The sequence below is a fragment of the Gemmatimonadaceae bacterium genome (genome assembly GCA_035533755.1).
Classification (GTDB): Bacteria; Gemmatimonadota; Gemmatimonadetes; order Gemmatimonadales; family Gemmatimonadaceae; genus JAGWRI01.
In genome coordinates, this window is sequence record DATLTC010000056.1 from 24,956 (window position 1) to 49,089 (window position 24,134).

Sequence of the window (24,134 nt, forward strand, 5' to 3'; positions counted from 1 at the left end):
ATGCCGCAACAATCAAAGGGAATTGCCATTGCCGTGGTGTCCGTCGTCGGCGCGATCGGGCTGCTGGTGGTCGTGGGACGGGCGCTGATCTATGCGGGCGGCGCGCACACGCTGCCGTACCCGGCGGTCACCGACAAGCATCCGGATCCCACGATCTTCGCCACCGTGGTGGGCAAGCCGACGGCCGGCCTCGACCTTGGCGCGATGCTCACGGCGAGTCCGCAAGCGCTGGCCCACGGGAAGCAGCTGTTCGACGTGAGCTGCGTGATGTGCCACGGCGCGATGGGCAAGGGCGACGGCGCCGCCGCCGTGGCGCTGACGCCTCGTCCACGGGACTTCAGCAAGGCGCAGGGCTGGACGGTGGGGTATACCATGGCCGCCATCTACACCACGTTGAGCGATGGCGTCAAAGGCACGGGCATGCCGGCGTTCGACGCGCTCACGCCCCCCGACCGCTTCGCCGTGGCCCACTACGTGCAATCGCTCGGCGCGTTCGACCACCACGACAACCAGGCCGAGGACATCAAGCAGATCGACGCGCGCTACCATCTGGGCGAGGGCCCGCTCGCGCCCAGCAAGGTGGCCGTGCCCACGGTCATGACCCACATGGAAGCCGAGTATACGGCGCCCCCCGCGGTCACGATGCCCCCCGCGTCGGATCGCAGCATGCCCGCCGAGCTCCGGCGGGGGCTGATCGCGGATTCGGTGCGGGCCGCGGAAGTGCTGTCGGAGGCTCCCGACTGGCGCGCCAACATGGCGGTCTTCACCCGCGTGGCCATGTCCGGCGCCCCGAGCAACGGCTTCCGGCCGGCCGTGGCCGCGTTGAACGCCGCGCAGTGGAAGGCGTTCCACGATGAACTCGTCAGGCTCACGCCCGTTCCCGGAACCGGCGGCGCAGACACCGCGACACACTGAGGCATCCGAGTCTCCCCGCTCCGTTCGATCGCTCCTCGCGGCCCGGCCTGTTAGTTTTGAGGAGGCCTGACGCATCGACTGCGCGGTGCGTCTCGATCGGCACCCGACCCGTGGAGGGGACGTGACCGCGTTGGATACCAACCCCGCCCCGGGACGGGCGACATGGCGGCGGGCCGTGAAGGGCCTGGCGATCGTCGCCGCCGTCGTGGTCCTTTCACTGGGCGGCTACCTGGGCGCGCTCCAGCTCACCGGCAACATCCACGTGGTGGAGCAGGGCCAGTTGTATCGGTCGGCCCAGCTCAACCAGGGCGAGTTCGAGCACGTGATCGGGGAGTACGGCATCAAGTCGATCGTGAACCTGCGGGGCGCCCACCCCACCGACACCTGGTATGTGGACGAGATCGGCGTGTCCAGGGCCCGCGGCGTCATGCATTACGATATCGGTATATCGGCGGAGCGGGTCGTCACGCCGGCGCAGATCGAGAGCATCCTGGCCGTCCTCCGCGCGGCGCCCAAGCCGATCCTGATCCACTGCCAGGGCGGCGCCGACCGGTCGGGGTTGGTGGCGGCGCTCTACGAGGCGGTGATCGAGGGCAAGAGCGTCGACGAGGCCGACGGCCAGCTGTCGCTCCGCTACGGCCATTTCCCGTATCTCGGGAGCAAGACCGGGGCGATGGATCAGAGCTACTGGGCGTACGTGGACGCGCGCTGATCGCCGCATCCCCGCCCGGCGCCGGGCCGCGCGCTACCCGCGCGCAGCGCGCTCCGCGAAAATCTGCACCAGGTGCACCAGCGTCTCGGCGGTCTTCTCGAGTCCGCGCCGCGAATTGAATTCCTGCTTCCCGTGGAAGTTGTGCCCGCCGGTGAAGATGTTGGGGCAGGGCAGTCCGCGGAACGTGAGCTTGGATCCGTCCGTGCCGCCGCGAATGGGCATCATGAACGGCTCGAGTCCCGCGCGCCGCGCCGCCTCGAGGGCGTTCTCGGTGAGCTGCGGATGGTCCTTGAGCACTTCCTTCATGTTCCGATAGTTGTCCTTCACGTCCACCTGCACGGTGACTCCGGCGAAGGCGACCTCGGTGGCGGCGGCGAGTTCGCGGAGCAGCCGCTCCTTGGACTCCAGGCCCTGCCGCTCGAAGTCGCGCAGCAGGATCTTCACGCTCGACGTCTCCACGTCGGCCACGCCCGCGTACGGGTGCACGAACCCCACCCGTCCCTCGGTGGTCTCCGGCAGCATGTCGCGCGGCATCCGCGACAGGTAATGGGCCATGGCGTACACCGAATTCACCATCACGCCCTTGGCCGTGCCGGGGTGCACGCTCTTGCCGTGGAAGGTCACGGTGGCCAGCTGCGCGCTCCAGGTCTCGTCGCTGATCTCGCCCAGCGTTCCGCCGTCCACGGTGTAGGCGAACTGCGCGCCGAATCCGGGCACGTCGAACAGCTCGATGCCGCTGCCGATCTCCTCGTCGGGGGTGAACGCCACGGAGAGTGGACCATGCGTGATGCCGGGATTCCGGATCAGCAGGTCCACGAGGGTCATGATCGCGGCCACGCCCGCCTTGTCGTCGGAGCCGAGGAGCGTGGTGCCGTCGGTGGTGATGATGTCGTCGCCGATCATCGTCGCCAGCACGGGATTCTGCGCCACGGTGATGACCTGCGTGGGGTCGTTGGGCAGCACGATGTCGCCGCCGCGGTAGTTGGCGTGGATCACCGGCGACACGTTGGCGCCGCTCACCGCCGGCGACGTGTCGACGTGCGCGATGAGACCCAGCACCGGCACCCGCGCCGACTCCGGGGCGTTGCCCGGAATCGACGCGTACACCATGCCGTGCTCGTCCACCCGAACGTTCGTCGCGCCGAGCTGCCTGAGCTCATCGGCCAGGAGATTGATCAGCGTCCACTGCGTCTGCGTGCTCGGCGTGGCCGATTGGCCTTCCTGCGACTGCGTGTCGATGCGCGCATAGCGGATGAACCGATCGACGACCGGCTCGGCGGGCGGTTGGAGCGTGGAGTTCATTTGCCGGAGAGCATGATCGGGGGTTGGCCGGCGGCCTTGCGCTTGGCATTGAGCGCCGCGAGGCCGGCGGTTCGGAGGGTGTTCCACTTGGCGGTCACGTCGCGAGACTCGCTCCGCGCGAGCGAACACGCGGCGACGTCGTTGGCCGTGGGGGCGACGTCGGCGCCCTGCATGGCCATGGCCGCGCCGAGCATCGCCGTGCTCACGCTCTCGAGCGTGGGCGGGCCGGTGGGGCCGCGGCCGCGGCCGAAGCCACCGAACCCGCGGCCGCGACCGCCGCGCGCGGGCGCGGGCGCGAGCGCTTCCACCTGCGCCTTGAAGGCGTCGACGCCGGCGCCTTGCTGGCCGTCCAGCGCCGCCACCAGGGCGCGTGCCTGCGTGTACGCGGCATGGGCCGCCACGGCGCCGTCGTACATCTCGCGCGACAGCGAGGCGAGCTGCGCGAGCGCCGCCGGGGATGTCTTGACGCGCGGATCCAGACGCAGCGTGAGCGGCTGCGTGTAGCGCCTGCCGTCCACCGTGAGGCGCACGGTGTAACGGCCCGCCGGTGCCCACGGCGAATTCACCGACGGGTAGGTCCGGTGCGGGACGGCGCCGGTGGCGCCACCCTCACCGCCGGGGCCCGCGGGCTCGCCCACCGGGTTGTAGTGCAGGTCCCACGTGAAGCGGTGCATGCCGGTGCCGGACGAGAGCGCCATCTGCGGCGCCGGCCAGTAGAGCGGCAATCCGCAGTCCGGGGCCCCGGGGTTCTCCTGGCAGACCTTGTTGTACGCCTCGGGATCCACCGCCGGATCGGGGTGGAGCACCGGATCGGTGCTCGCGTAGGAGCGGACCACCTTGCCGGCGCGGTCGAGGATGTCGAGCGTGACCGGGCCCGAGGCATCGGCCGCGAGATAGTAATCGATGATGGCGCCCGGGGGCGGGTTCTGTCCCGCCAGCACTTCCGGCGGCCACGGGGTGGGGTCGTTGGTGCCGAAGCGCACGCGCACCGCGGTGGCGGGCTTGAACAGGAATGCGGTGCTCGCCGCCCGCGCCTGGGCGGCCTGACGCAGCGGCGTCACGTCGTCCAGGATCCAGAATCCGCGCCCGTGCGTGCCGGCGATGAGATCGGAGCAGAGGCAGGTGCTGTCGTCCTTCACCTGGAGGTCGCGCACCGAGATCGCGGGCATGTTGAGGCGCAGCGACTGCCAGTGATCGCCGTCGTCGTACGACACCCACACCTGCGTGTCGGTGGACGCGTACAGCAGGCCGGGCGTGCGCGGGTCCTCGCGAATGGAGTTGGCCACGGCGCCCGGCGCGATGCCGTTGTCGATCTCGGTCCACGTCTTGCCGCCGTCGTGCGTGCGCCAGAAGTGCGGATTCATGTCGTCCAGGCGCATCGTATTCGCGGCCGCGTACGCCGTCTTGGTATCGAAGTGGCCGGCGTCGATGTTGAAGATGCGCGTCCACGCCGCGATGGCGCTCGGCGTGACGTTGGTCCACTTGGCGCCGCCGTCGGTGGTCACCTGGATGTTGCCGTCGTCGGTGCCGGCCCAGATCACCCCCTCGTCGCGCGGCGAGGGGGAGAGGGCGGTGATCGTCCCCTGCGGGCCCGGCGTGACTTCGCTCGCGTACTTGCCCACGCTCGGCGGCACGGTCCACGTCTGGCGGGCCAGGTCGGGGCTGATGCGCGTCCATGCGTGGCCGCCGTCGCGGGTCTTCCAGACCACGTTGGACACGTAGTACAGCGTGCGGTGATCGATCGGCGACCAGATGATCGGCATCGTGCGCACGTTGCGATTGTACGTGTCGCCGCCGGGGCCGCGGGCGCTCATGTCGGGCCCGACGTTCGTGGTCTGCCCGGTGGCGCGGTTGTACAGCGACACGTTGCTGCGGCTGCTGCCGTACACGAGGTCGGGATTCTTGGGGTCCGGCGCGGCGATGCCGTACTCCTGGATGTTCACCGGGTGCCAGTCGTGGAAGGTGATCTCGCCGTCCATCGAGCGGCTGTCCACGCACGCCGAGCCGGAGTCCTGCTGCCCGCCGCACACGCGGTACGGGAACGCATCGTCGGTGGACACGTGGTACATGGCGGCCGTGGGCTGCGTATACCAGTTGCTCCACGACTTGCCGCGATTGGCGGACACGACGCCGCCCTGATCCGACACCTGGACGATGATGTTCGGGTTGATGGGGTTGATCCACGTCTTCTGGTAGTCGTCGCCGCCCGGGGCGCCGCGCACGGCGGACCAGGTGAGGCCGCCGTCCTCGGTGCGCCAGAGCACGGTGGACGAGCTGTACACCGCCTGATCGTTCTTGGGATCGACGGCGATCGTGGGCAGGTCGCCGCCGCCGATGCGCACGAGCGGGCGCGGATCCGCGGCGCGGGGCCGTTGGGCGGCTGGCAGGGCGGGATCGTCGATCGCGAGCACCCAGTGCTCGCCGGCGTCGGTGGACTTGTAGAACCCCACCACGCCGGTGGTGCTGCCCCGTCCGCCGCGGCCTCCGGCGCCGGCCGGCAGCGAGCCGGCCACCATCGCGTAGACCAGATTGTGGTTGCTGGGTGCGATGGCGAGGTTGGCCTGGATCACGGCCGGGAGCCCGGTGCCGATCTCATGCCACGTGGTGCCGCCGTCCACCGACTTGTAGATGCCGCCGGTGGTGCCGCCGAACGCCGTGTTCTCCGAGTAGCCCTGCTGCTGCGGCCAGAGGGTGCCGTACACGATGTTCGGGTCCACGGGATCGATGCGCACGTCGGCGCTGCTCGTGTACTCATCCTTGTACAGCACCTTCTGGAAGGTCTTGCCTCCGTCGGTGGACCGGAAGATCCCGCGCTCGGCGTTGGGTCCGTAGGGGTGGCCGAGCACGGCCACGAACAGGCGGTCCGGGTTCTTGGGGTCGACGTCGATGTTCGCGATCATCTGGCTGTTCCGCAGCCCGAGGTGCGTCCAGGTGCGGCCGGCGTCGGTGGACTTGTACACGCCGTCGCCGGTGGCGAGGTCGGGCCGGATGATGCCGGCCCCGGTGCCCACGTAGATCACGTTGGGGTCGGACGGGGCGACGGCGATGGCGCCGATGGACCCGGTGGATTCCTGATCGAAGATCGGTTCCCAGGTCGAGCCGTAGTCGGTGGAGCGCCAGACGCCGCCGTTGTCGAACCCGATGTAGGCCACATTGGGCTCGCTGGCCACGCCGGCCACCGCGCGGGCGCGGCCGGCGCGCGAAGGCCCGATCTGGCGCCAGCGCATGGCCGAGGAGACGTCCGGGGTCTGCGCCGTGGCGACGGCAGGGGCGGCCAGGGCCGCGAGGCAGGCAACGAGAGTGAAACGCGAGATGAAAGTGCGCACGGAAACCGCCCTCTTGGGATGACACGGAGCACGCGGGAGAACAACCAGCGATTACGCTGCCCGGAATGTGGGGGGCGGGCGCGGCGGCTGCCAGATGACGGGCGCGCATAAAGCTTTCAAATAGACGTGGGCGGACGCCGGGGGCCCCGGGCGGCCCCGCCCATCCATCCCGGCCGGGATTGCGCTATGCTTTATGGCGCGCCGGCGGTCTCGCCGGGCGCCGAACCACCACTCCCTGCATGGCCAACGCAATTCTCGGGGCCAAACGGCTGCTCGTCGGCCGGCCCCTTTCATCGGATCGGCTCGAGCACGAGCGGTTGAACAAGAAGACCGCGCTCGCCGTCCTCTCGTCCGACGCGATCTCCTCGGTGGCCTACGCCACGGAGCAGATCCTGATCGTGCTCGCCGTGCTCGGCACGATGGCGCTGCGCTACGTGCTGCCCATCTCGGCCGTGATCGTCGGGCTGCTGATGCTGGTGGCGCTCTCGTACCGGCAGACCATCTTCGCCTACCCCAACGGGGGCGGATCGTACACGGTGGCCAAGGACAACCTGGGCGTGGGACCCGGGCTGGTGGCGGCCGCGGCCCTGCTCACGGACTACATCCTCACCGTGGCCGTGTCCATCTCCAGCGGCGTCGCGGCCATCACGTCCGCGTATCCGGCGCTGGCGCCGTGGACGGTGACGCTATGCGTGCTGGCCATCGCGCTGCTCGCCGTGGTGAATCTGCGCGGCGTGCGCGAGTCGGGGGCGGCGTTCAGCGTCCCGACGTACATCTTCATCGTCTCGATGCTCGCCCTGCTCGCGGTGGGGATGATCCGGCTGGCCTACGGTCATGCGCCGGCGCCGGCCGCGGGGCCGGTGCGGGTGGACATCGTGTCGCAGGGGCACGGCACGGCGCTCGGCGGCGGCTTCACCGGATTCGCGCTCGTGTTCCTGATGCTGCGGGCGTTTGCCGAAGGGTGCGTGGCCATGACGGGCACCGAGGCGATCTCGAACGGCGTCACGGCGTTCCGCGCCCCGGCGTCGAAGAACGCCGCGACCACGCTCGGCTGGATGGCGGCGATCCTCGGCGTGTTCTTCATCGGCACGAGCTACCTGGCGCACCGCTACGGCGTGATGCCGAGCGCCAACGAGACCGTGCTGTCGCAGCTGGGCCGGCACGTGTTCGGCGGCGGGTGGGCGTATTACATGCTCCAGTATTCGACGTTCGCGGTGCTGGTGCTGGCCGCGAACACGGCATTCGCGGATTTCCCGCGGCTGTCGAGCCTGCTGGCCGAGGATCGCTACATGCCGCACCAGCTGGCGGCGCGCGGCGACCGGCTGGCGTTCTCCAACGGCATCGTCGCGCTGTCGCTGGTGGCGATCGTGCTGGTGTGGTTGTTCCACGGCGACACGTCGGCGCTCATCCCCCTGTATGCCATCGGTGTGTTCCTGTGCTTCACGCTGTCGCAGGCGGGCATGGTGAAGCACTGGTTCAAGGTGCGGAGCAAGGGATGGGGGTGGCGGGCCACGCTCAACGGGCTCGGCGCGCTCGCCACGGCGCTGGTGTTCGTGGTGCAGATCGCCACCAAGTTCGTGCACGGCGCGTGGATCGTGGTGCTGATCATCCCGCTCATCATCTGGATGCTGGTGGCCATCCATGGCCACTACGTGCGGTTCGCCGAGGAGATCAAGTACACCGGGCAGGCCCCGCTCATGTTCATGCACCACACCGTCGTCATCCCGGTGAGCAGCATCACCAAGGCCACGGCGGGCGCGCTGGTGTACGCCACCACCATCTCGGAAGATGTGCGCGCCGTGACCGTGGGGGTGGACCCCGCCGGCACCGAAGCGCTCCGCAAGCAGTGGGAAGCGTGGGACATCGACGTGCCGCTGGTGGTGCTCGACTCGCCGTACCGGTCGGTGATCCGCCCGATCGTGGATTACGTGAAGGGGCTGGAGGCCCGCGACGAGGCCGATCTGGTGACCGTAATCGTGCCCGAGATCGTGCCGCATCATTGGTGGGAACACCTGCTGCACAACAAGACGGCGCTGTATATCCGCACCGCGCTGATGTTCCGGCCCAAGGTCGTGGTGACGTCGGTGCCGTACCTGCTGGGGCACGCGGTGCGGCTTCAGGATCTGGCGCTTCGCGAGGAGCCCGTCCCGGCGCCGGCGGACGGCACACCGTAGCGGGGCGTCAGAGATACGGCTGGGCCAGCCACATCACGCCGTCGCGCAATTTGACGGGCAGCGGCCGCATCCGGAGATCGGCGCGCGTGAGTTCGCGCGCGCCGGCGCGTTTGGCGTCGATCATGGCGTCCAGCTGCGCCGCCAGCGCCGTGCTGTAGCACTCCACCACGTACTCGAAGTTGAGCCGCAGGCTGCGCGGATCCCAGTTGGCCGACCCCACCAGCGACCACGCGCCGTCGACGACGAACATCTTGGAGTGGTCGAACGGCTCGCGGGTGAGGTACACGTGGCATCCGCTGTGGATGATCGGACCGAGCTGCGCCGTCTGGGCCCACTGCACGGTGCGCAGATTGCCGCGCGCCGGGAGGATGATCTGCACCTCCACGCCGCGGAGCGCCGCCACCTTCAGCGCGTCGATGAGCGCCGGATCGGGCAGGAAGTACGGCGTGACGATGCGCACGGTGCGCCGCGCCTGGGCCAGGGCGCCGAGGAAGGTGAACAGCAGCGCCTCGAAGTCCTCGTCGGGGCCGTCGGGGATGCCGCGGGCGATCACCGAGCCCGCGGCGTCGATCGGCGGGAACCACTCGTCGCCCTGCAGCTCCTCGCCGGTGGTGAACGTCCAGTCAAAGGCGAGCACGCTCATCATCTGCCGCACCACGGGCCCCCGGAACCGGAAGTGGATGTCCTGCGTGGGGCCGCGGGGGACGAGCGAGAGCATGTGCCCGTCGCGGATGTTCATCCCGCCGCAGAAGCCCACGGCGCCGTCCACGACGAGCAGCTTGCGGTGATTGCGCAGGTTGAAATACGGGTGCGGCAGCGGAAAGCTGGACGGCAGGAAGCGCGCCACCGGAATGCCGTTGGTGCGCAGCGTGGCGATGATCGGCGGGCGGCTGTACCGCGCGCCCACGCCGTCGATGAGCACGCGCACCTGAACGCCGCGCGACACGGCGCGGGCCAGGGCGAGGATGAACTGGTCGGCGACGGCGCCGCGGTCGAAGATGTACGTGGCGAGCGCGATGCTGCGCTGCGCGCCGTCGATGGCCGCGAGCATGGCCGGATAGGCGGCGTCGCCGTTCACCAGCGGCTCCACGTCGTTGCCCCCGACCAGCGGGGCGCCGGTGACGCGCGACGTGAGCGTGGCCATGGGCCGCAGGGCCTCAGGCACCTCGGAGAGCGCGAGCCCGCGCTGCGGCACGAGATGCGATCCCGTACGCGTGGTGCCGGCGGCCGTGCGATCGCGGCGCAACTCGCCGGCCCGGCGGCGAATCCGGTTCACGCCCAGGAACACGTACATCGCCGAGCCCACCACGGGCGTGAGCCACACGAGCCCGATCCACCCGATGGCGGCGCGCGGGTCGTGCTTGGTGAGGACGATGTGCGCCGAAACGCCAATCGCCAGCACGACGTGCACGACGGCAATCAGGAGCTGGAGGGATTCTGGGGTCATGTCGGGCGTTCGGGTGGCGCCGGGCTCCGTCCATGATAGCCACGTCCCTCAACGCGCGCGATATCTTGCGTGCAGTCCCGCCGCCGCGCACGCCCCGGCGGCCGCGTCCCGCGTTCACGCCATGACCATGCCCCAACCGCATCCCGATCGCCGAGTGTCCGCCGCGTTCGCCCGCGCGCTCGCGCTCCGCTGCCCGCGCTGCGGCGGCCGCGGGATATTCGAGTCGTGGTTCCGCATGCGTCCGGCGTGCCCCACCTGCGGCCTGGCGCTGGAGCGCGGCGAGGACGAGGACTACTGGTACGGCGGCTACATGTTCAATCTGATCGCCGCCGAACTGCTCACCATCGGAGCGACGGCGGCGTTCGTCGTCTGGACGTTTCCCGCGGTGCCGTGGACCGCCGTGGAGATCGCCGGTCCCGCGCTCGCCGTGCTGTCGCCGCTGCTGGCGTTTCCGTTCACGCGCGGCGTGTGGCTGGCCTGGGACCTCGCGTTCCGGCCCACCGAACCAGGGGACGCCGACCGGTAGGGAAAACCCCGGAGTCGGCGGTCGCTCCCCTTACAACTTTTCCGGCACGCGCCGACAGATCGACACCCGCGCCGCCGGCAACTTGCATGCGACGTGGCGACCATCGCGGTTCGCCTCCCCGTCACCCCCCGCGGGCAGGAGGTGTTCCATGCTGAAACTCCGCAACATCATGACGGCCGACGTCGTCTCGGTGACTCCCATGACGACGCTCCGCGACACGATGGAGTTGCTGGCCAAGCACCACGTGAGCGGCGCGCCGGTTCTGGCCGGCGGACGCGTGGTGGGCGTGATATCGACCGGCGATCTGATCGACTTCGCCGCGTTCGAGCCCGGCGTGCCCACGGAGAGCGAGGAGGACACCGAGTGGCGCGATTGGAGCGAGCTGCCGCTCCCGGATGGCGGGGACCTCGAGAACGAACCGTCGGCGGAGTTCTTCACCGATCTCTGGGACGATGCCGGCGCCGACGTGACCGGACGCATGGAGAGCGCCGGCGGTCCCGAGTGGAACGTGCTCGAGCAGCACGAGGTGCGCGAGGCGATGACGCGCCAACTCTGGGCGCTGGGGCCCGATGATTCGGTGGAGAAGGCCGCGGAGTTGATGAGCCGCGCCGGCATCCATCGCGTGCTGGTGGTGGAGAACGAGGCGTTGGTGGGTATCGTCACGGTGACCGACATCGCGCGCGCCGTGGCCGACCACAAGCTGGCGGGACGTACGTACGTATTCAACCGCGACCGGGAGTTCCGCGAGCCCTGGTCCTGAGGCGCGGCCGCCTGCGGGCGGAGGAGGCATCCATGTTTCGCACCATCGTAGTGCCACTCGATGGCTCACCCCTGGCCGAGCACGCCCTGGCCACAGCCACGATGCTGGCGGAGCGCGCCAAGGCGGAGGTGCACCTCGTGCGCGCGTACCAACTGTTCCTGCACGACCTCGGCGATGAGTGGCCGCTGGACCAGGCGATGCGCGACGAGACCCAGGAATATCTGGACCGCGCGGCGCAGGGCATTCAGCGCGAGACGGGGATCCGGCCCACCACCGCGCTGCTCGCGGGCCAGCCGGCGCAGTCGATCTGCGAGTACGTGCGCGGCGTCAAGGATCCGTTGCTCGTCATGTCCACCCACGGCCGCACGGGATTCAGCCGCGCGTGGATGGGCAGCGTGGCCGACGGCGTCGTGCGCACGGCCACCAATCCGGTGCTGTTGCTGCGGCCCGACGAGGCGCCGGACGGCCTGCTCGAGCCGATCGGGGTGTTCGAGCGCATGCTCGTGCCGGTGGATGGATCGAGCTATTCGGAGCAGATCGTGGCGCCGGCCATGGAGCTGGCCGAGCTCACCGCGGCCCGCGTCCTATTGCTCGAGGTGGTGAAGCCCGTGTACGTCCCGGCCTACGCGTCCATGATGGAGTATCCGGCCAGCTACGCGCCCGCCGAGGACTACGCCACCGAGACCACGCACGTGCTGGTGCAGCGCGCCGCCGAGTACATCTCCAATCTGGCCATCCGCCTGCGCCGCCAGTACGCGGTGCTCGACATCCAGACCGAGGTGCGCACCGACAACTCGCCGGCAACGACCATCCTCGACACGGCTCGCGCGCAGGGCGCCGACCTCGTGGCGCTGGCCACGCACGGCCGGGGGATGTCACGGTTGATGGTGGGCAGCGTGGCCGACAAGGTGCTCCGCGGCGGACCGCGGGCCCTGCTCGTGGTCCGGCCTCAGTAGTCGGAGTCGCCGCAGCCGCAGTCCGGACCGCATGGCCCGGACTGCGGCTTTCTCGCGTTCGCGATCCGGCGCCACATCCGCCGCGCGAGGTACAACGCCGCGCCGGCAAGGATCGTCGCCACGATCGCCGTCTGCACCCAGGCCTGGCTCACGCCGCGCCCCGCAATCCGAGGGCGAGACCGCCGTGGTAGATCACGAACGCCGCGCCGTACGCCAGCACGAGCATATAGGCAAACTGCAGCGCGGCCCACCGCGCGCCGCGCCATCCGCCGCCCGTCTCCTTCACCGTCATCGTCACGGTGCTCGTACACATCAGCGCGAACACGTAGAACGCCATCAGGCCCAGGGCGATCAGCGGCGAGTAGGCCAACCGGCCGCTGGCCGGATCGCGCTCCTCGCGCAGCCGCTGCGCCAGCGCGTGCGTGTCGTCGCCTTCCCGCGACACGCCGTAGATGGTGCCCATGGTCGACACGAACACCTCGCGCGCCGCGAACGACGCCATCATCGAGACGCCGATCTTCCAGTCGTAGCCCAGCGGGTGCACGGCCGGTTCGATGGCGTGGCCCAGTCGGCCGAGCGCCGACTGCGACAGTTGCTGCTCCTGGGTGATCACCTGTCCGGGCTGCGCGTTGGCGCGCGGATAGCTGGCCAGCGCCCAGAGCAGCAGCGAGATGGCGAAGATTACGGTGCCGGCGCGGCGCAGGAACAGCCGCACCCGCTGCCACACCGAGTTGCCGAGCACCCGCCAACTGGGCAGCGAGTAGGACGGCAGTTCGATGATCAGGGCCCGGGTCTCGGAGCGCAGCAGCGTGCGGCGGAACACCGCCGCCGCGACGAGCGCGGCCGCGGTGCCGAGCAGGTACATGCCGAGCATCGTGAGGCCCTGCAGGCTGAACAGGCCGCCCACCGTGATCGCGGGCACGAACGCCGCCACCAGCAGCGTGTACACCGGCAGCCGCGCCGAGCAGCTCATGAGCGGCACGACCATGATCGTCGCCATCCGCTCCTTGGGGTGCTGGATGGTGCGCGTGGCCATGATCGCCGGCACCGCGCACGCATAGCCCGAGATGAGTGGGATGAAGCTCTTGCCGTGCAGCCCGAGCGGGCGCATGTAGCGGTCCATGACGAACGCCGCCCGCGCCATGTAGCCCGAGTCTTCCAGGATGCCGATGAACAGGAAGAGGATGGCGATCTGCGGGAGGAACACCAGCACGCTGCCCACGCCGGCCAGCGCGCCGTCCAGGAGGAGGCCGCGCAACTGCCCGGGCGGCACCGCCAGCCGCACGCCTTCGCCGGCCAGACCGACCAGCGCCTGGATCCCATCGGCCAGCGGACGCGCCCAGCTGAACATCGCCTGGAACACCACGAGCATCAGGGCGAGAAAGATCACGGGCCCCCACACGCGGTGCAGCGCCACCGCATCCACGCGATCGCTCACCGACCGCGTGGCGCGGGCGCGGCGCACCACCGTGCGATCCACGACCCGCGAGATCCAGCGGTAGCGGCGATCGGCCTCGCCGACGGCAGCGGCGTCGGTCTCCGCCGCGCCGTGCTCGGCCACCAACTGCAGCGCCGGGCGGGGCAGTTCCGCCGCGCGCGTGATGGCGTGGCGCAGCCGGTCCACGCCCTCGCCGCGCGTGGCCACCACGGGCACCACCACCGCGCCCAGGTCGTGGATGAGCTCCACGACGTCGATCTCCATGCCGGCGCGCTCGAGACGGTCCACGCGATTGAGCGCGATGACCGTGGGGCGCCCCAACTCCAGGATCTCGGTGGCCAGGTACAGATTGCGCTCCAGATTCTCGGCGTCCACCACGACGACGATCACGTCCATCGGGGCCACGCCCTGGGCGCGGCCGAGGATGACGTCCAACGCGATCGCCTCGTCGGGCGATTCGGGCGCGAGACTGTACGTGCCGGGCAGGTCCACCACCGTCACGCGGGCGCCCCCGTGCACGTACTCCCCCTCGGCACGTTCCACCGTGACGCCGGGAAAGTTGGCCACGCGCTGGCGGCGGCCGGTGAGCGCGTTGAACAGCGTGCTCTTGCCGCAGTTGGGGTTGCCGACGAGGGCGATGCGGAGGGGCGCGGCGTCGCGCTCGTCGCTGGACATCACGCGGGCGAGGGCGCCGCCGTGGCTCATGCCGCCGCGCGACGGACGAGGATCGTCTTCGCCACGGCGACGTCCAAGGCCAGGCGCGACCCGCGCACATCGAGCAGGATGCCGCTGCGCGTGTCTATGATGCCCACGCGGGCGCCCTCGAACACGCCCAGTGTGCGGAGACGCCGGGCTTCGGGGGCGGGGCAGGAGAGGCCGATCACGAGGGCGCAGAACCCGATCGGACACGCGGCCAGCGGACAGGTCTCCGGACACGCCAGGCGCGGCGTCGAGACGGTCCGTCGGGGAGTGGCCCTCTTCCAGAATTTGAGCACGAGGTGTCGCGGGCGGTCGGCAGCAGTCGATGTCCAAACACATGGCGAACGCGGGGCGTCCGCCGCTGATCGAACCCTAACCAGTCACGGGGACGGAGCAATCGGCACTTTTGCGGCAAACTTGCCGGGGAATCCCCGACACCCCAAAGATACCCGCTTACCGGCGCCCGGCGGGGGCCGCCCAAGGGTCCGGGTGGGCGCCAGGCCCCTCAGCCGACGTACGTAGCCAGGGTGCGGCTGGAGCGGCCCTCGTGCAGGTGTTTCAGGGCCCGATCCCGGAGCTGCCTGATGCGCTCGCGGGTGACGCCGAACAGCACGCCGATCTCCTCCAGGGTGCGCTCGTGCCCGTCGTCGAATCCGAAGTACAGCCTGAGCACGCGGGCGTGGCGCGGCGAGAGGGTCTGGAGCGCCGCTTCGAGGTCGTTGCGGAGCAACCGGCGCATCGTCTCCTGCTCCACGTCGGGGGCCTCCTCCTGGAGGAACTGCTCCATCACGGAGCGGTCGCCGTTGGAGGTCATCGGCGCATCCAGGCGGAGTTCGTTGGTGTTCACGCCGACGAGCGATCGGACCACCTGCGTGGACAGGCCCGTGACCTGCGCCAACTCCTCCTCGGTGGGTTCACGGTCGAGTTCCTGGCGCAGCGCGGCCGTGGACTTGACCACCCGGGACAGATCGCCCGTCCGGTTGAGCGGCAGCCGCACCGTGCGACTCTGGCGGGCGAGCGCGGCGAGGATCGCTTGCCGGATCCACCACACGGCGTACGAGATGAACTTCACGCCCCGGTTGGGGTCGAAGCGCTGCGCGGCGGTGAGGAGGCCCACGTTCCCCTCTTCGATGAGATCGAGCAGCGACAGGCCGCGGTTGCGGTATTTCTTGGCGACCGATATCACGAAACGCAGATTGCGCTGCACCAGTTCGTTGAGCGCGGCGGCGTCGCCCGCCTGCACGCGTCGCGCGAGCGACATCTCGTCGGCGAGCGTGAGCAGCGGGAACCGGTTCACCTCGAGCAGATACTGGTCGAGGATGTCGAGATGGATGGGCCGTTGCTCGATGGACTCAAACGCGGGATGCGCGGCTCGATGGCTGACTTGCTTCATGACTTCGCCTCGGGGGCAGACGGTGGTATCAGTGCAATGTTCATTCCCACCCCGGCCTGCCGCATCGGAGGTTGCCTGATGTTTCGTGGGGAGTCTGCCCCGCGTGGGTCAGGGCGGACGCGGACCGCTCGTCGGCGTCCCGCCCACTAGCGCGCGTCGGATGGCGGCTTGTGCTCCTCGTCGTCGTGGAGCATGCGCACGGCGGGCGTATCGAGATCGTCGAATTGCCCGCGGTTGGCGGCCCACACAAACGCGCCGACGGCGGCCCCGACCACGAGCAGCGCCAATGGGACCACGATATAGATGACACTCATGACACCCGGCCCTCGAACGTTCGGGATCGCCACGAGCTGACCACCACCGTGAGCGAGCTGGCCGGCATGAGCAGCGCGGCGATCAGCGGGTTGAGCAGGCCGGCCATGGCGAGGCCGGCGCCCACCACGTTGTAGACGAGCGAGAACGCCAGATTGCGCCGGATCACCCGCATCGTGCGCTCGGCGCCGCGCACCAGCTGGACCAGCGGCGCCAGCCCGGGCTGCGTGAGGTAGATGTCCGCGGTGGCCAGGCACGCCTCGGCGCCTCCGTGAACGCCGATGCCCACCGTCGCCGCGGCGATGGCCGCCGCGTCGTTCACGCCGTCGCCCACCATCACCACCGGTCGCTCGCCCCGGGCCGACTCCACGGCCCGCAGCTTGTCTTCGGGCGACGCGCCGCCCACGCAGTCGGAGGCAGACAGGTGGAGCACACGGCCCACCGCCTGCACCACCGGCGGGGCGTCGCCGGAGAGCACGCGCACCGTCCACCCGCGGTCGCGCAGCGCGGCCACCGAGGCGGCCGCGTCGGCGCGAATCGGATCACCCAGCCCGGCGGCGGCCACGACGCGGCCGTCCACGGCCACCAACACCGGGGTGAGCGTGGCGTCGATCGTGCCTTCGAGCCCGGGGCCAGCGAGCGTGTCGCGGGCGCGCTGGCGCACGAACGGCGGCGAACCCACGAGCACGAGGCGGCCATCCACGGTGCCCGAGAGGCCGCCGCCGATCACGTGCGCGGCATCGCGCGCCGCGGGCGCGGCGAGCTCCGGCCACGCGGCGCGGAATCCGGCGGCCAGCGGGTGCGAGGAATCGGCTTCGAGCGCCAGCACGAGCGGCTTGACCCAGTCCGGGCCCTGCCACTGCACGAGCGCGGTGCGCGCCTCGGTGATCGTGCCGGTCTTGTCGAGCAGCAGTTGCCCGGGGCGCGCCAGCGCCTCCAGCGCGTCGCCGCCCTTGATGAAGATGCCGGCCCGCGCGGCGCGCCCGATGGCCATCGACACGGCGAGCGGCGTGGAGAGCGCCAGCGCGCAGGGACAGGTGACGATGAGCAGCGAGATGGCGTTGTCCACCGCCCGCCCCGGGTCGAGAACTTCCCATATCACAAATGTGATGCCGGCGAGCACGAGCACCGCGGCCACGAAGTAGCCGGCCACGCGGTTGGCCGCCTCCACCACGGGGGCCCGCCGGCGTCCGCTCTCCTCCACCTGTTTGAGGATCCGGGCCACGCGGCTCGATTCGCCCGCCTGTTGCACGCGCACGCGCACGGGGGACGAGAGGTTCACGGTGCCGGCGAACACCGGCGCGCCGGCGCTCACCGACACGGGACGCGACTCGCCGGTGAGCAGCGCCATGTCGAACTGCGAGCGACCGTCGGCCACGACGCCGTCGGCGGCCAGCGTCTCGCCGGGGCGCACGTCGAGGAGCATGTCGGGGAGCAACGCGTCGGCCGGCATCTCGTGGACGCCGGCCTCGTCCACCACGCGCGCCGTGGACGGCGTGAGCGAGTAGAGCAGCTCGGCGCCGTCGGCCGCGGCGCGCTGGCCGCGCTGCTGCAGGTAGCGGCCCACGAGCAGCAGGAAGATGAGCAGCGCGAGACCGTCGAAGTAGATCGGCCCCGCGTCGCGGATGGTGTTGGCCGCGCCCTGGACGTAGCCCACCGCCAGCCCGAGCGCGATCGGGACGTCCATGTGCAGGGTGCGCGTGCGGAATGCGGACCAGGCGCCGGCAAAGAACACGCGGCCCGGCCAGAACATGGCCGGCGTGACGAGCACGAAGCTCACCCACCGGAAGAACTGCTGCCACTCGTGCTCCATCCCGCCCAGCCATCCGGCGTAGAGCGCGAACGCGGCGAGCATGATGTTGCCGGCGATCGCGCCGGCCACGCCGATGCGCACCAGCATCGCGCGGTCCTCGCGGCGGCGCACGGCCTCGCGCTGCACGCCGCGGAACGGATGCGGCGGGTAGCCCAGCGAGTCGAGCATCCGCGCCACGCGCGAGAGCGGCACCCGCGTGGGGTCCCAGATCACGCGGGCCAGCGACCGCCGGAATTCCAGCTCGGCGCCGGCCACGCCGGGCAGCAGGAGCGGCACGCGCTCCACCAGCCACACGCACGACGCGCAGTGCACGCCTTCGAGGTACAGATCCACCTGGGCCAGCCCGCCGGTGAGCGGGCGCACGTACAACTGGTGGAACGACGCGTGGTCGAACTCCTCGTACGTGCGCCCCGTGGGCGTGACGGGTTGCTCGCGCAGTTCGCCCAGCCGGTAGTACTGGTCCAGCCCGTGGTCGTGCAGTATCTCGTACGCGGCGCGGCAACCCGTGCAGCAGAACTGGCGCTGGGCGTCCGGCTCGACGAGGCCGGACGGTACATCGAGCCCGCAGTGCGTGCAGCGCACGTCGACGCGCGCCGCGGCGGCAGCTCCTGTGGCGGCGTTGGGCGCGAGCGCCGTGGGGTCAGCGGCCGGCATGGGCGGGGTCCATCGCCATCGGCATGCCGCTCGCCCCGCCAACGCGCATGTGCATGGCGGGTGGGTGAACGCGTCCGGCAATGGAGAGCAGCCCGAGCACGAGCACGAGCGCGGCGCTGGCCAACGGCAGGCGGCGCGCCACCGGGCCGAGCAGCCTCTGCGCGCCCAGCCCGAGGCTGAGGAGCACGGGTACCGTGCCGAGCCAGAATGCGAACATCACGCCGGCGCCGGCGAGCGGGCTGCCGGTGCCGCCCGCCGTGACGACGAACGTGTAGAGCCATCCGCACGGCAGGAGCGTGGTGAGCAGCCCGGTGACGGCGGCGCGGGCCACCGGCGGGCGTTCGCGCATGGCGATGAGCGCCGCGCCGAGGCGCTGCTTGGCCCAGGCGGGCGCGAGCGTGCCGGGCACGCGCACGCCGAACGACGCGGCGATGATGCCCAGCGCCCACGCGACCATGAGCGTCCCGGCGAGCACGGCGGCGCCGCGGCCGAATCCGGCGAACCGGCCCAGATCATCCACCCGCGCGCCGATGGCGCCGGCCACGACGCCGAGCGAGACGTACGAGACCAGCCGTCCGCCGTTGTACGCGACGTGCGCGGGCAGGTTGTGGCGGCCACGCGGGGTAGAAGCTCCGGCGTAGACGCACACGAAGCCGCCGCACATGGCCGCGCAGTGGATGCTTCCCACCAGGCTGGCGGCCAGCACGCCCAGGAGGAGGGTCACGTGCCGGCGCGCGCCGGCACGGCCTCGACGCGCGAGATGGCGGTGAACCGCTGGCGGCCGCGCTGCACGTCGAACTGCAGCTCCCACACGCCTCCGCGCGTCACGGGCAGGGTGACGGCGTAGCCGGTGGAGTCGCGGGCCAGCGTGGTGTCGATGACGTCGTTGGCGCGGGCGTTGAAGAACGCCGCCACCTTCACCGTGGCGTCGGGGATCGCGGTGCCCGACGAATCGGTGAGCGTCACCTGCAGCACGGCTCCGTCGTGTTCGGTGAACGCGGCCAGCGTGGGCGACAGCCGCCAGCCGAGCGCGACGTTCTCCCGGGCCTGGGCCATGGTGCTGTCCCAGGCCATCGCCTTCTGATAGTAGTCGGGCTCGATGGCGAACGAGGGATCGTCGTTCGCCACGCGATAGACCCAGATGTTGAGGGCCACGGTCGCCGCCAGCACGACGGCGACTCCGATGGGCCAACTGCTGCCGCGCTTCATGGGTGTCTGTCCTCGGGTGTGACGTCGTCGTGCGCTTCGTGCTCGGGCCCCACCAGGCGATACGGCACGCGGTCGGTGTAGCCGGCGCCGTCGGTGACGCTCACCGTGATGCGGCGCTCGCCGTCGTGAAATGCCGACGGGGGGAGCATGATGAACACTCCCATCATCTCGGTGTGTCCCGGGGCCACGGGAAGCGGGTTCTCGGGCGCGATGAGCGTGCCCTCGTCGGCGCCCTGGACGCTCACCGTGTACCGGTGATCGGCGGGCGACCGATTGGTGATCTTCACGCGCAACTGGTTGGCCACGCGGCCGTCGGCTTCGGTCACGTAGGGCTCTCCCATGCCGCGCAGCACCGTGATGTCGGCGGGCGCCCTGGTGTTGAGCGCGAACAGGAAGCCGCCGAACGTGACGGCGAGCGCGGCGGGGTAGAGCACGACGCGCGGACGGAGCTTCTTCACGCGCGCGCCTTCGAGCGCGGCGCGCGAGCTGTAGCGGATGAGTCCCGGGGGCTTGCCGATCCTGGCCATGATCGCGTCGCAGGCATCGGCGCACTGCGTGCAGTGGATGCACTCCATCTGCAGCCCGTCGCGGATGTCGATGCCGGTGGGGCAGGTGATCACGCACGCGCCGCAGTCGATGCAGTCGCCGGCGCCCGCGGCGCGCTCCTTGCCCTTGGCGCGGGGCTCGCCGCGGGCGCGGTCGTACGCCACGATGAGCGACTGGCGGTCGAGCAGCACCGACTGCCAGCGGCCGTACGGGCAGGCCACGAGGCAGGTCTGCTCGCGGAACCAGGTGAAGTCGAGCATGATGGCGCCGGTGGTGATCGCCATGATGAAGAACGACGTGGGGTGGTCGAACGGCGACCGCTGCACCCAGGCCACCAGCCGGTCGATGCCCACGAAGTACGCGAGGAAGGTGTGGGCGAGGAAGAGCGACAGCACCAGATACACGGCGTACTTGGCGAGTCGCCGCGGGTGAAGCTGCCCGCGCAGGCCCTCGCGGTCGAGTTGCATGGAGCCGCTGCGCCCGCGTTCGAACAGCCGTTCGATGGGGCGGAACAGGAACTCCATGTACACCGTCTGTGGACACGACCAGCCGCACCACACGCGTCCGGCCAGGGCCGTCATCAGGAAGATGCCGATGAGGATGCTGGCCATGAGCAGCATCAGCAGCAGCGTGTCGGTGGGCAGGAAGGTGGCGCCGAAGAACGTGAACTGCCGGTCGGGCAGGTCGAGCAAGACGAGCGGCTTGCCGCCCATCCGGAGGTACGGGATGATGAAGAAGACCACCATCAGCACGTACGCCACGACGCGGCGGCGCGTGAGGAACTTGCCGGGCGACGGCCGGGGGCGGATCCAGCGCCGCGATCCGTCCTCATTGAGCGTCGGCAGCACGCGCCCCGCCGCCATGGGCACGGTCATTCGGACCGCTCCACCTTCACGCCCTGCGCGGCCTTCGGGTTGGGCGGGTGGGAGTCGTGCAGCGAGTAATACACGTACCCTGCGACGTCGTTGATCTGCTCGGGCGTGAGGAACTTGCCCCAGTTGGGCATGCCCTTCTCGAGCACGCCGTTGGTGATCGTGTTGTGTACGTCGACGACCGTCCCGCCATGCAGCCAGTAGTCGTCGGTGAGGTTGGGGCCGATGAGGCCGCCGCCGTCCGGCCGGTGGCAGGGCGCGCATGTGGTGACGAACACCTTCTTGCCGGCGGCCAGGGCCTGCGGATTCCTCCCCAGCGCGGCGAGCGTCGCCGCGTCGGCGGCGCCCGACGGTTGTGGCCAGCGCTTGGCGGCGTCGGCCACCGACGCCTGGTACTCGGCAATGCGCCCCGGGCCGCGCAGCACGTGCCACGGATCGAGGCCGTAGACGATCGCGAACACGATCGTGGCCCAGAAGACCCAGACCCACCAGCGCGGCATCGGATTGTCGAATTCCTGGATGCCGTCGTAGTCGTGCTGGAGCAGCCGGTCCTGATCGGGGTTATTGGTCGGCATGGCGGGTTCCCTGGTCCGGGGACGGGTGGGGGGGCGCGTCATCGTCTTCGAGCGGCAGGTTGGCCTCATGCTCCCAGGTGGAGCGCTTGGCGATCAGCACGCGAAGGACGATCGCGATGAACACCGCGAAGAAGATGACCAGCGCGACTTCGGCGTAGATGTGGAGGCCGGCTCCGCTGACGACGTCGGACAGCGACTTCACGGCGCCCCCTTGCCGCCGGCGGCGGGCGCGGACAGGTGCGTGGCGTCCCATCCCAGCCGTTGCAGGTACGCCACGACGGCCACGATCTCCTTGTTCTGGAGCCCCGCGGGTCCGCCCTGTTGGGCGATGGTGTCGGCGATGAGCGCGGCCTGCGCGTGGGCCAGCACGGGCGCGTGGCCGGCGAGCACGGCGTCGCCGTACGGCACGCCGAGCATCGCCATCGCGTCCACCTTGCGCTGGATGGCGTTGAAGTCGAGGTCGTTGGTGAGCAACTGCGGGAACGCCGGCATGATGGACTTGGCGGTGATCGACCGCGGATCCTGCATGTGCCGCACGTGCCAGAGGTCCGGGTACTTGCCGCCTTCGCGCGCCAGATCGGGCCCGATGCGCCGCGACCCCCACAGGAACGGATGGTCGTACACGAACTCGCCGGCCTTGGAGTATTCGCCGAACCGTTCCGTCTCATATCGGAACGGGCGGATCATCTGCGAGTGGCAGTTGAAGCATCCCTCGCGGATGTAGATGTCCCGGCCGGCGAGCTCGAGCGGCGTGTACGGCTTGACGGCGGCGATCGTGGGCACGTTGGAGCGGATGAGGAACGTGGGGATGATCTCGAACAGCGAGGCCACCGCCACGGCCACGATCACCATCACGGTGAACAGCAGCCAGCGGCCCTCCCACATCCGATGCCAGCCCAGGTTCGCGAACCGCGCCCAGGCGCCGGCCGGCGGCGCGCCGCGCGGCGCTTCGGCGTACTGCCTGGCGAGCGGCGGGGCCTGGATCACCGGCACGTCGTATACCGCCGGGCGGTTGCGCCACGTCATCAGGATGTTCCAGCCGAACAGCAGCATGCCCACGATGTAGAAGCCGCCGCCGATGGCGCGCATCCACCACATCGGGAAGAGCTTGACCACCGTCTCGATGAAGTCGGGGTAGGCGAGCCGGCCGGTCTGATCGAACGCGCGCCACATCAGCCCCTGCGTGACGCCGGCGCTGTAGATGGCCACGACGTAGAGCAGGATACCGAAGCTTCCGATCCAGAAGTGCAGCTCGGCGAGCTTCTTGCTGTAGAGCTTGGTCTGGAACAGGCGCGGCAGCAGCCAGTAGATCATGCCGAACGTCATGAACCCGTTCCACCCCAGCGTGCCGGTGTGCACGTGGGCGATGATCCAATCGGTGTAGTGGGCGAGGGCGTTGACGCTCTTCACCGAGAGCATCGGGCCTTCGAACGTGGCCATGCCGTACGCGGTGACCGCGACGACGAAGAACTTGAGGACCGGGTCGTCCACCACCTTGTGCCAGGCCCCGCGCAGCGTGAGCAGCCCGTTGATCATGCCGCCCCACGACGGCATCCACAGCATCACCGAGAACGCCATGCCGAGCGTGGACGCCCATTCGGGGAGGGCCGTGTAGTGCAGGTGGTGCGGGCCGGCCCAGATATAGATGAAGACCAGCGACCAGAAATGGAGGATCGACAGCTTGTACGAATAGACGGGCCGCTCGGCCGCCTTGGGCATGAAGTAGTACATCAGCCCCAGAAACGGCGTGGTGAGGAAGAACGCGACGGCGTTGTGGCCGTACCACCACTGCATGAACGCGTCCTGCACGCCGGCGTAGATCGAATAGCTCTTGAACCACCCCGCGGGCACGGAGAGGTTGTTGAAGATGTGCAGGATGGCGACGGTGATGATGCTGGCGATGTAGAACCAGATCGCGACGTATAGATGGCGCTCACGCCGCTGCTTGAGCGTGCCGAAGAAGTTCACGGCGAACACCACCCAGACCACCGCGATCGCGATGTCGATGGGCCATTCCAGCTCGGCGTACTCCTTGGCCTGCGTGAACCCCAATGGCAGGGTGACCGCGGCGGCGACGATGATCGCCTGCCAGCCCCAGAAGTGGAAGCGGCCCAGGCGGTCGGAGAACATCCGCGTCTTGCACAGCCGCTGCGTGGAGTAGTAGGCGCCGGTGAAGAAGGCGTTGCCCGCGAAGGCGAAGATGACGGCGTTGGTGTGCAGCGGGCGCAGCCGGCCGAACGAGAACCAGGGCGCGAAATTCAGTGCCGGCACCACGAGCTGGAGGGCGATGATGAGCCCCACGAGCATGCCCACCAGGCCCCACACGAAGGTGGCCACCATGAACTTGCGAACGATGTCGTCGTCGTACGAGAAGGAGTCGAGGCCAGACGACGGAACGCGGGGCATGGCCGGGGCGCCCGGGGCGCCGGATTCGGCGGCCACGGTGCCCGGTGCGCCATCGAAGAGCATCATCGAAGGGGGGTCCGGTGAGAGGCGTGATGGATC

General features: G+C 70.0%; 20 protein-coding genes. 6 read left to right on the plus strand and 14 right to left on the minus strand.

Going from position 1 to position 24,134, the window contains the following annotated elements; translation table 11 throughout:
* Both VNE60_08345 and VNE60_08350 read left to right on the plus strand, forming a co-directional pair.
* On the plus strand, positions 1-915 hold the full coding sequence (locus VNE60_08345; protein ID HVB31514.1) for a cytochrome c: 915 nt from the start codon (positions 1-3) through the stop codon (positions 913-915).
* Positions 916-1,036: 121 nt separating this feature from the next.
* The gene (locus VNE60_08350) at positions 1,037-1,627 is read left to right on the plus strand and encodes a tyrosine-protein phosphatase (protein HVB31515.1); all 591 of its coding nucleotides are present in this window, start codon (positions 1,037-1,039) and stop codon (positions 1,625-1,627) included.
* 33 nt (positions 1,628-1,660) lie between these two features.
* Here VNE60_08350 and pepT read toward each other — a convergent pair whose 3' ends face one another.
* Both pepT and VNE60_08360 read right to left on the minus strand, forming a co-directional pair.
* The gene (gene pepT / locus VNE60_08355) at positions 1,661-2,929 is read right to left on the minus strand and encodes a peptidase T (GenBank protein ID HVB31516.1); all 1,269 of its coding nucleotides are present in this window, start codon (positions 2,927-2,929) and stop codon (positions 1,661-1,663) included.
* Entirely contained in the window at positions 2,926-6,255 is a 3,330-nt protein-coding gene (locus VNE60_08360) for a hypothetical protein (protein HVB31517.1), read from the minus strand. The genes pepT and VNE60_08360 overlap by 4 nt, the downstream gene beginning before the upstream one ends.
* Positions 6,256-6,494: 239 nt before the next feature.
* Here VNE60_08360 and VNE60_08365 point away from each other — a divergent pair, with 239 nt between their 5' ends.
* Positions 6,495-8,429 (plus strand): APC family permease, encoded by a 1,935-nt coding sequence (locus VNE60_08365; protein HVB31518.1) that lies wholly within the window; start codon positions 6,495-6,497, stop codon positions 8,427-8,429.
* Positions 8,430-8,436: 7 nt separating this feature from the next.
* Here VNE60_08365 and VNE60_08370 read toward each other — a convergent pair whose 3' ends face one another.
* The gene (locus VNE60_08370) at positions 8,437-9,876 is read right to left on the minus strand and encodes a phospholipase D-like domain-containing protein (protein ID HVB31519.1); all 1,440 of its coding nucleotides are present in this window, start codon (positions 9,874-9,876) and stop codon (positions 8,437-8,439) included.
* A gap of 127 nt (positions 9,877-10,003) precedes the next feature.
* Here VNE60_08370 and VNE60_08375 point away from each other — a divergent pair, with 127 nt between their 5' ends.
* From VNE60_08375 to VNE60_08385, 3 genes are all read left to right on the plus strand, one after another.
* Complete coding sequence (locus tag VNE60_08375; GenBank protein ID HVB31520.1) at positions 10,004-10,402, plus strand: DUF983 domain-containing protein; 399 nt, start codon at positions 10,004-10,006, stop codon at positions 10,400-10,402.
* A 148-nt stretch (positions 10,403-10,550) separates the two neighbouring features.
* A complete protein-coding gene (locus VNE60_08380) occupies positions 10,551-11,162 on the plus strand; it encodes a CBS domain-containing protein (protein ID HVB31521.1) in 612 nt (203 codons plus the stop codon).
* Positions 11,163-11,194: 32 nt separating this feature from the next.
* A complete protein-coding gene (locus VNE60_08385) occupies positions 11,195-12,118 on the plus strand; it encodes a universal stress protein (protein HVB31522.1) in 924 nt (307 codons plus the stop codon).
* Positions 12,119-12,266: 148 nt separating this feature from the next.
* Here VNE60_08385 and feoB read toward each other — a convergent pair whose 3' ends face one another.
* From feoB to ccoN, 11 genes are all read right to left on the minus strand, one after another.
* On the minus strand, positions 12,267-14,261 hold the full coding sequence (feoB, locus tag VNE60_08390; GenBank protein ID HVB31523.1) for a ferrous iron transport protein B: 1,995 nt from the start codon (positions 14,259-14,261) through the stop codon (positions 12,267-12,269).
* Entirely contained in the window at positions 14,258-14,551 is a 294-nt protein-coding gene (locus VNE60_08395; GenBank protein HVB31524.1) for a FeoA family protein, read from the minus strand. The genes feoB and VNE60_08395 overlap by 4 nt, the downstream gene beginning before the upstream one ends.
* Before the next feature lie 209 nt (positions 14,552-14,760).
* The gene (locus tag VNE60_08400) at positions 14,761-15,648 is read right to left on the minus strand and encodes an RNA polymerase sigma factor RpoD/SigA (protein ID HVB31525.1); all 888 of its coding nucleotides are present in this window, start codon (positions 15,646-15,648) and stop codon (positions 14,761-14,763) included.
* Between the two features lie 146 nt (positions 15,649-15,794).
* Positions 15,795-15,962, minus strand: coding sequence for a cbb3-type cytochrome oxidase assembly protein CcoS (gene ccoS / locus VNE60_08405; protein HVB31526.1), 168 nt, complete (start codon positions 15,960-15,962; stop codon positions 15,795-15,797).
* Positions 15,959-18,427, minus strand: coding sequence for a heavy metal translocating P-type ATPase (locus VNE60_08410; GenBank protein ID HVB31527.1), 2,469 nt, complete (start codon positions 18,425-18,427; stop codon positions 15,959-15,961). The genes ccoS and VNE60_08410 overlap by 4 nt, the downstream gene beginning before the upstream one ends.
* A complete protein-coding gene (locus VNE60_08415; protein ID HVB31528.1) occupies positions 18,414-19,151 on the minus strand; it encodes a sulfite exporter TauE/SafE family protein in 738 nt (245 codons plus the stop codon). Before VNE60_08415 ends, VNE60_08410 begins: the two co-directional genes overlap by 14 nt.
* Positions 19,148-19,636, minus strand: coding sequence for a FixH family protein (locus tag VNE60_08420; protein ID HVB31529.1), 489 nt, complete (start codon positions 19,634-19,636; stop codon positions 19,148-19,150). Before VNE60_08420 ends, VNE60_08415 begins: the two co-directional genes overlap by 4 nt.
* Positions 19,633-21,057 carry a cytochrome c oxidase accessory protein CcoG gene (gene ccoG, locus VNE60_08425; protein HVB31530.1) on the minus strand — a complete coding sequence of 475 codons (1,425 nt, stop codon included), beginning with the start codon at positions 21,055-21,057 and terminating at the stop codon, positions 19,633-19,635. Before ccoG ends, VNE60_08420 begins: the two co-directional genes overlap by 4 nt.
* Entirely contained in the window at positions 21,054-21,629 is a 576-nt protein-coding gene (locus tag VNE60_08430; GenBank protein HVB31531.1) for a cbb3-type cytochrome c oxidase N-terminal domain-containing protein, read from the minus strand. Before VNE60_08430 ends, ccoG begins: the two co-directional genes overlap by 4 nt.
* The gene (locus VNE60_08435; GenBank protein HVB31532.1) at positions 21,616-21,831 is read right to left on the minus strand and encodes a cbb3-type cytochrome c oxidase subunit 3; all 216 of its coding nucleotides are present in this window, start codon (positions 21,829-21,831) and stop codon (positions 21,616-21,618) included. Before VNE60_08435 ends, VNE60_08430 begins: the two co-directional genes overlap by 14 nt.
* Entirely contained in the window at positions 21,828-24,101 is a 2,274-nt protein-coding gene (gene ccoN, locus VNE60_08440; GenBank protein ID HVB31533.1) for a cytochrome-c oxidase, cbb3-type subunit I, read from the minus strand. The genes VNE60_08435 and ccoN overlap by 4 nt, the downstream gene beginning before the upstream one ends.
* Positions 24,102-24,134 lie beyond the last annotated feature (33 nt).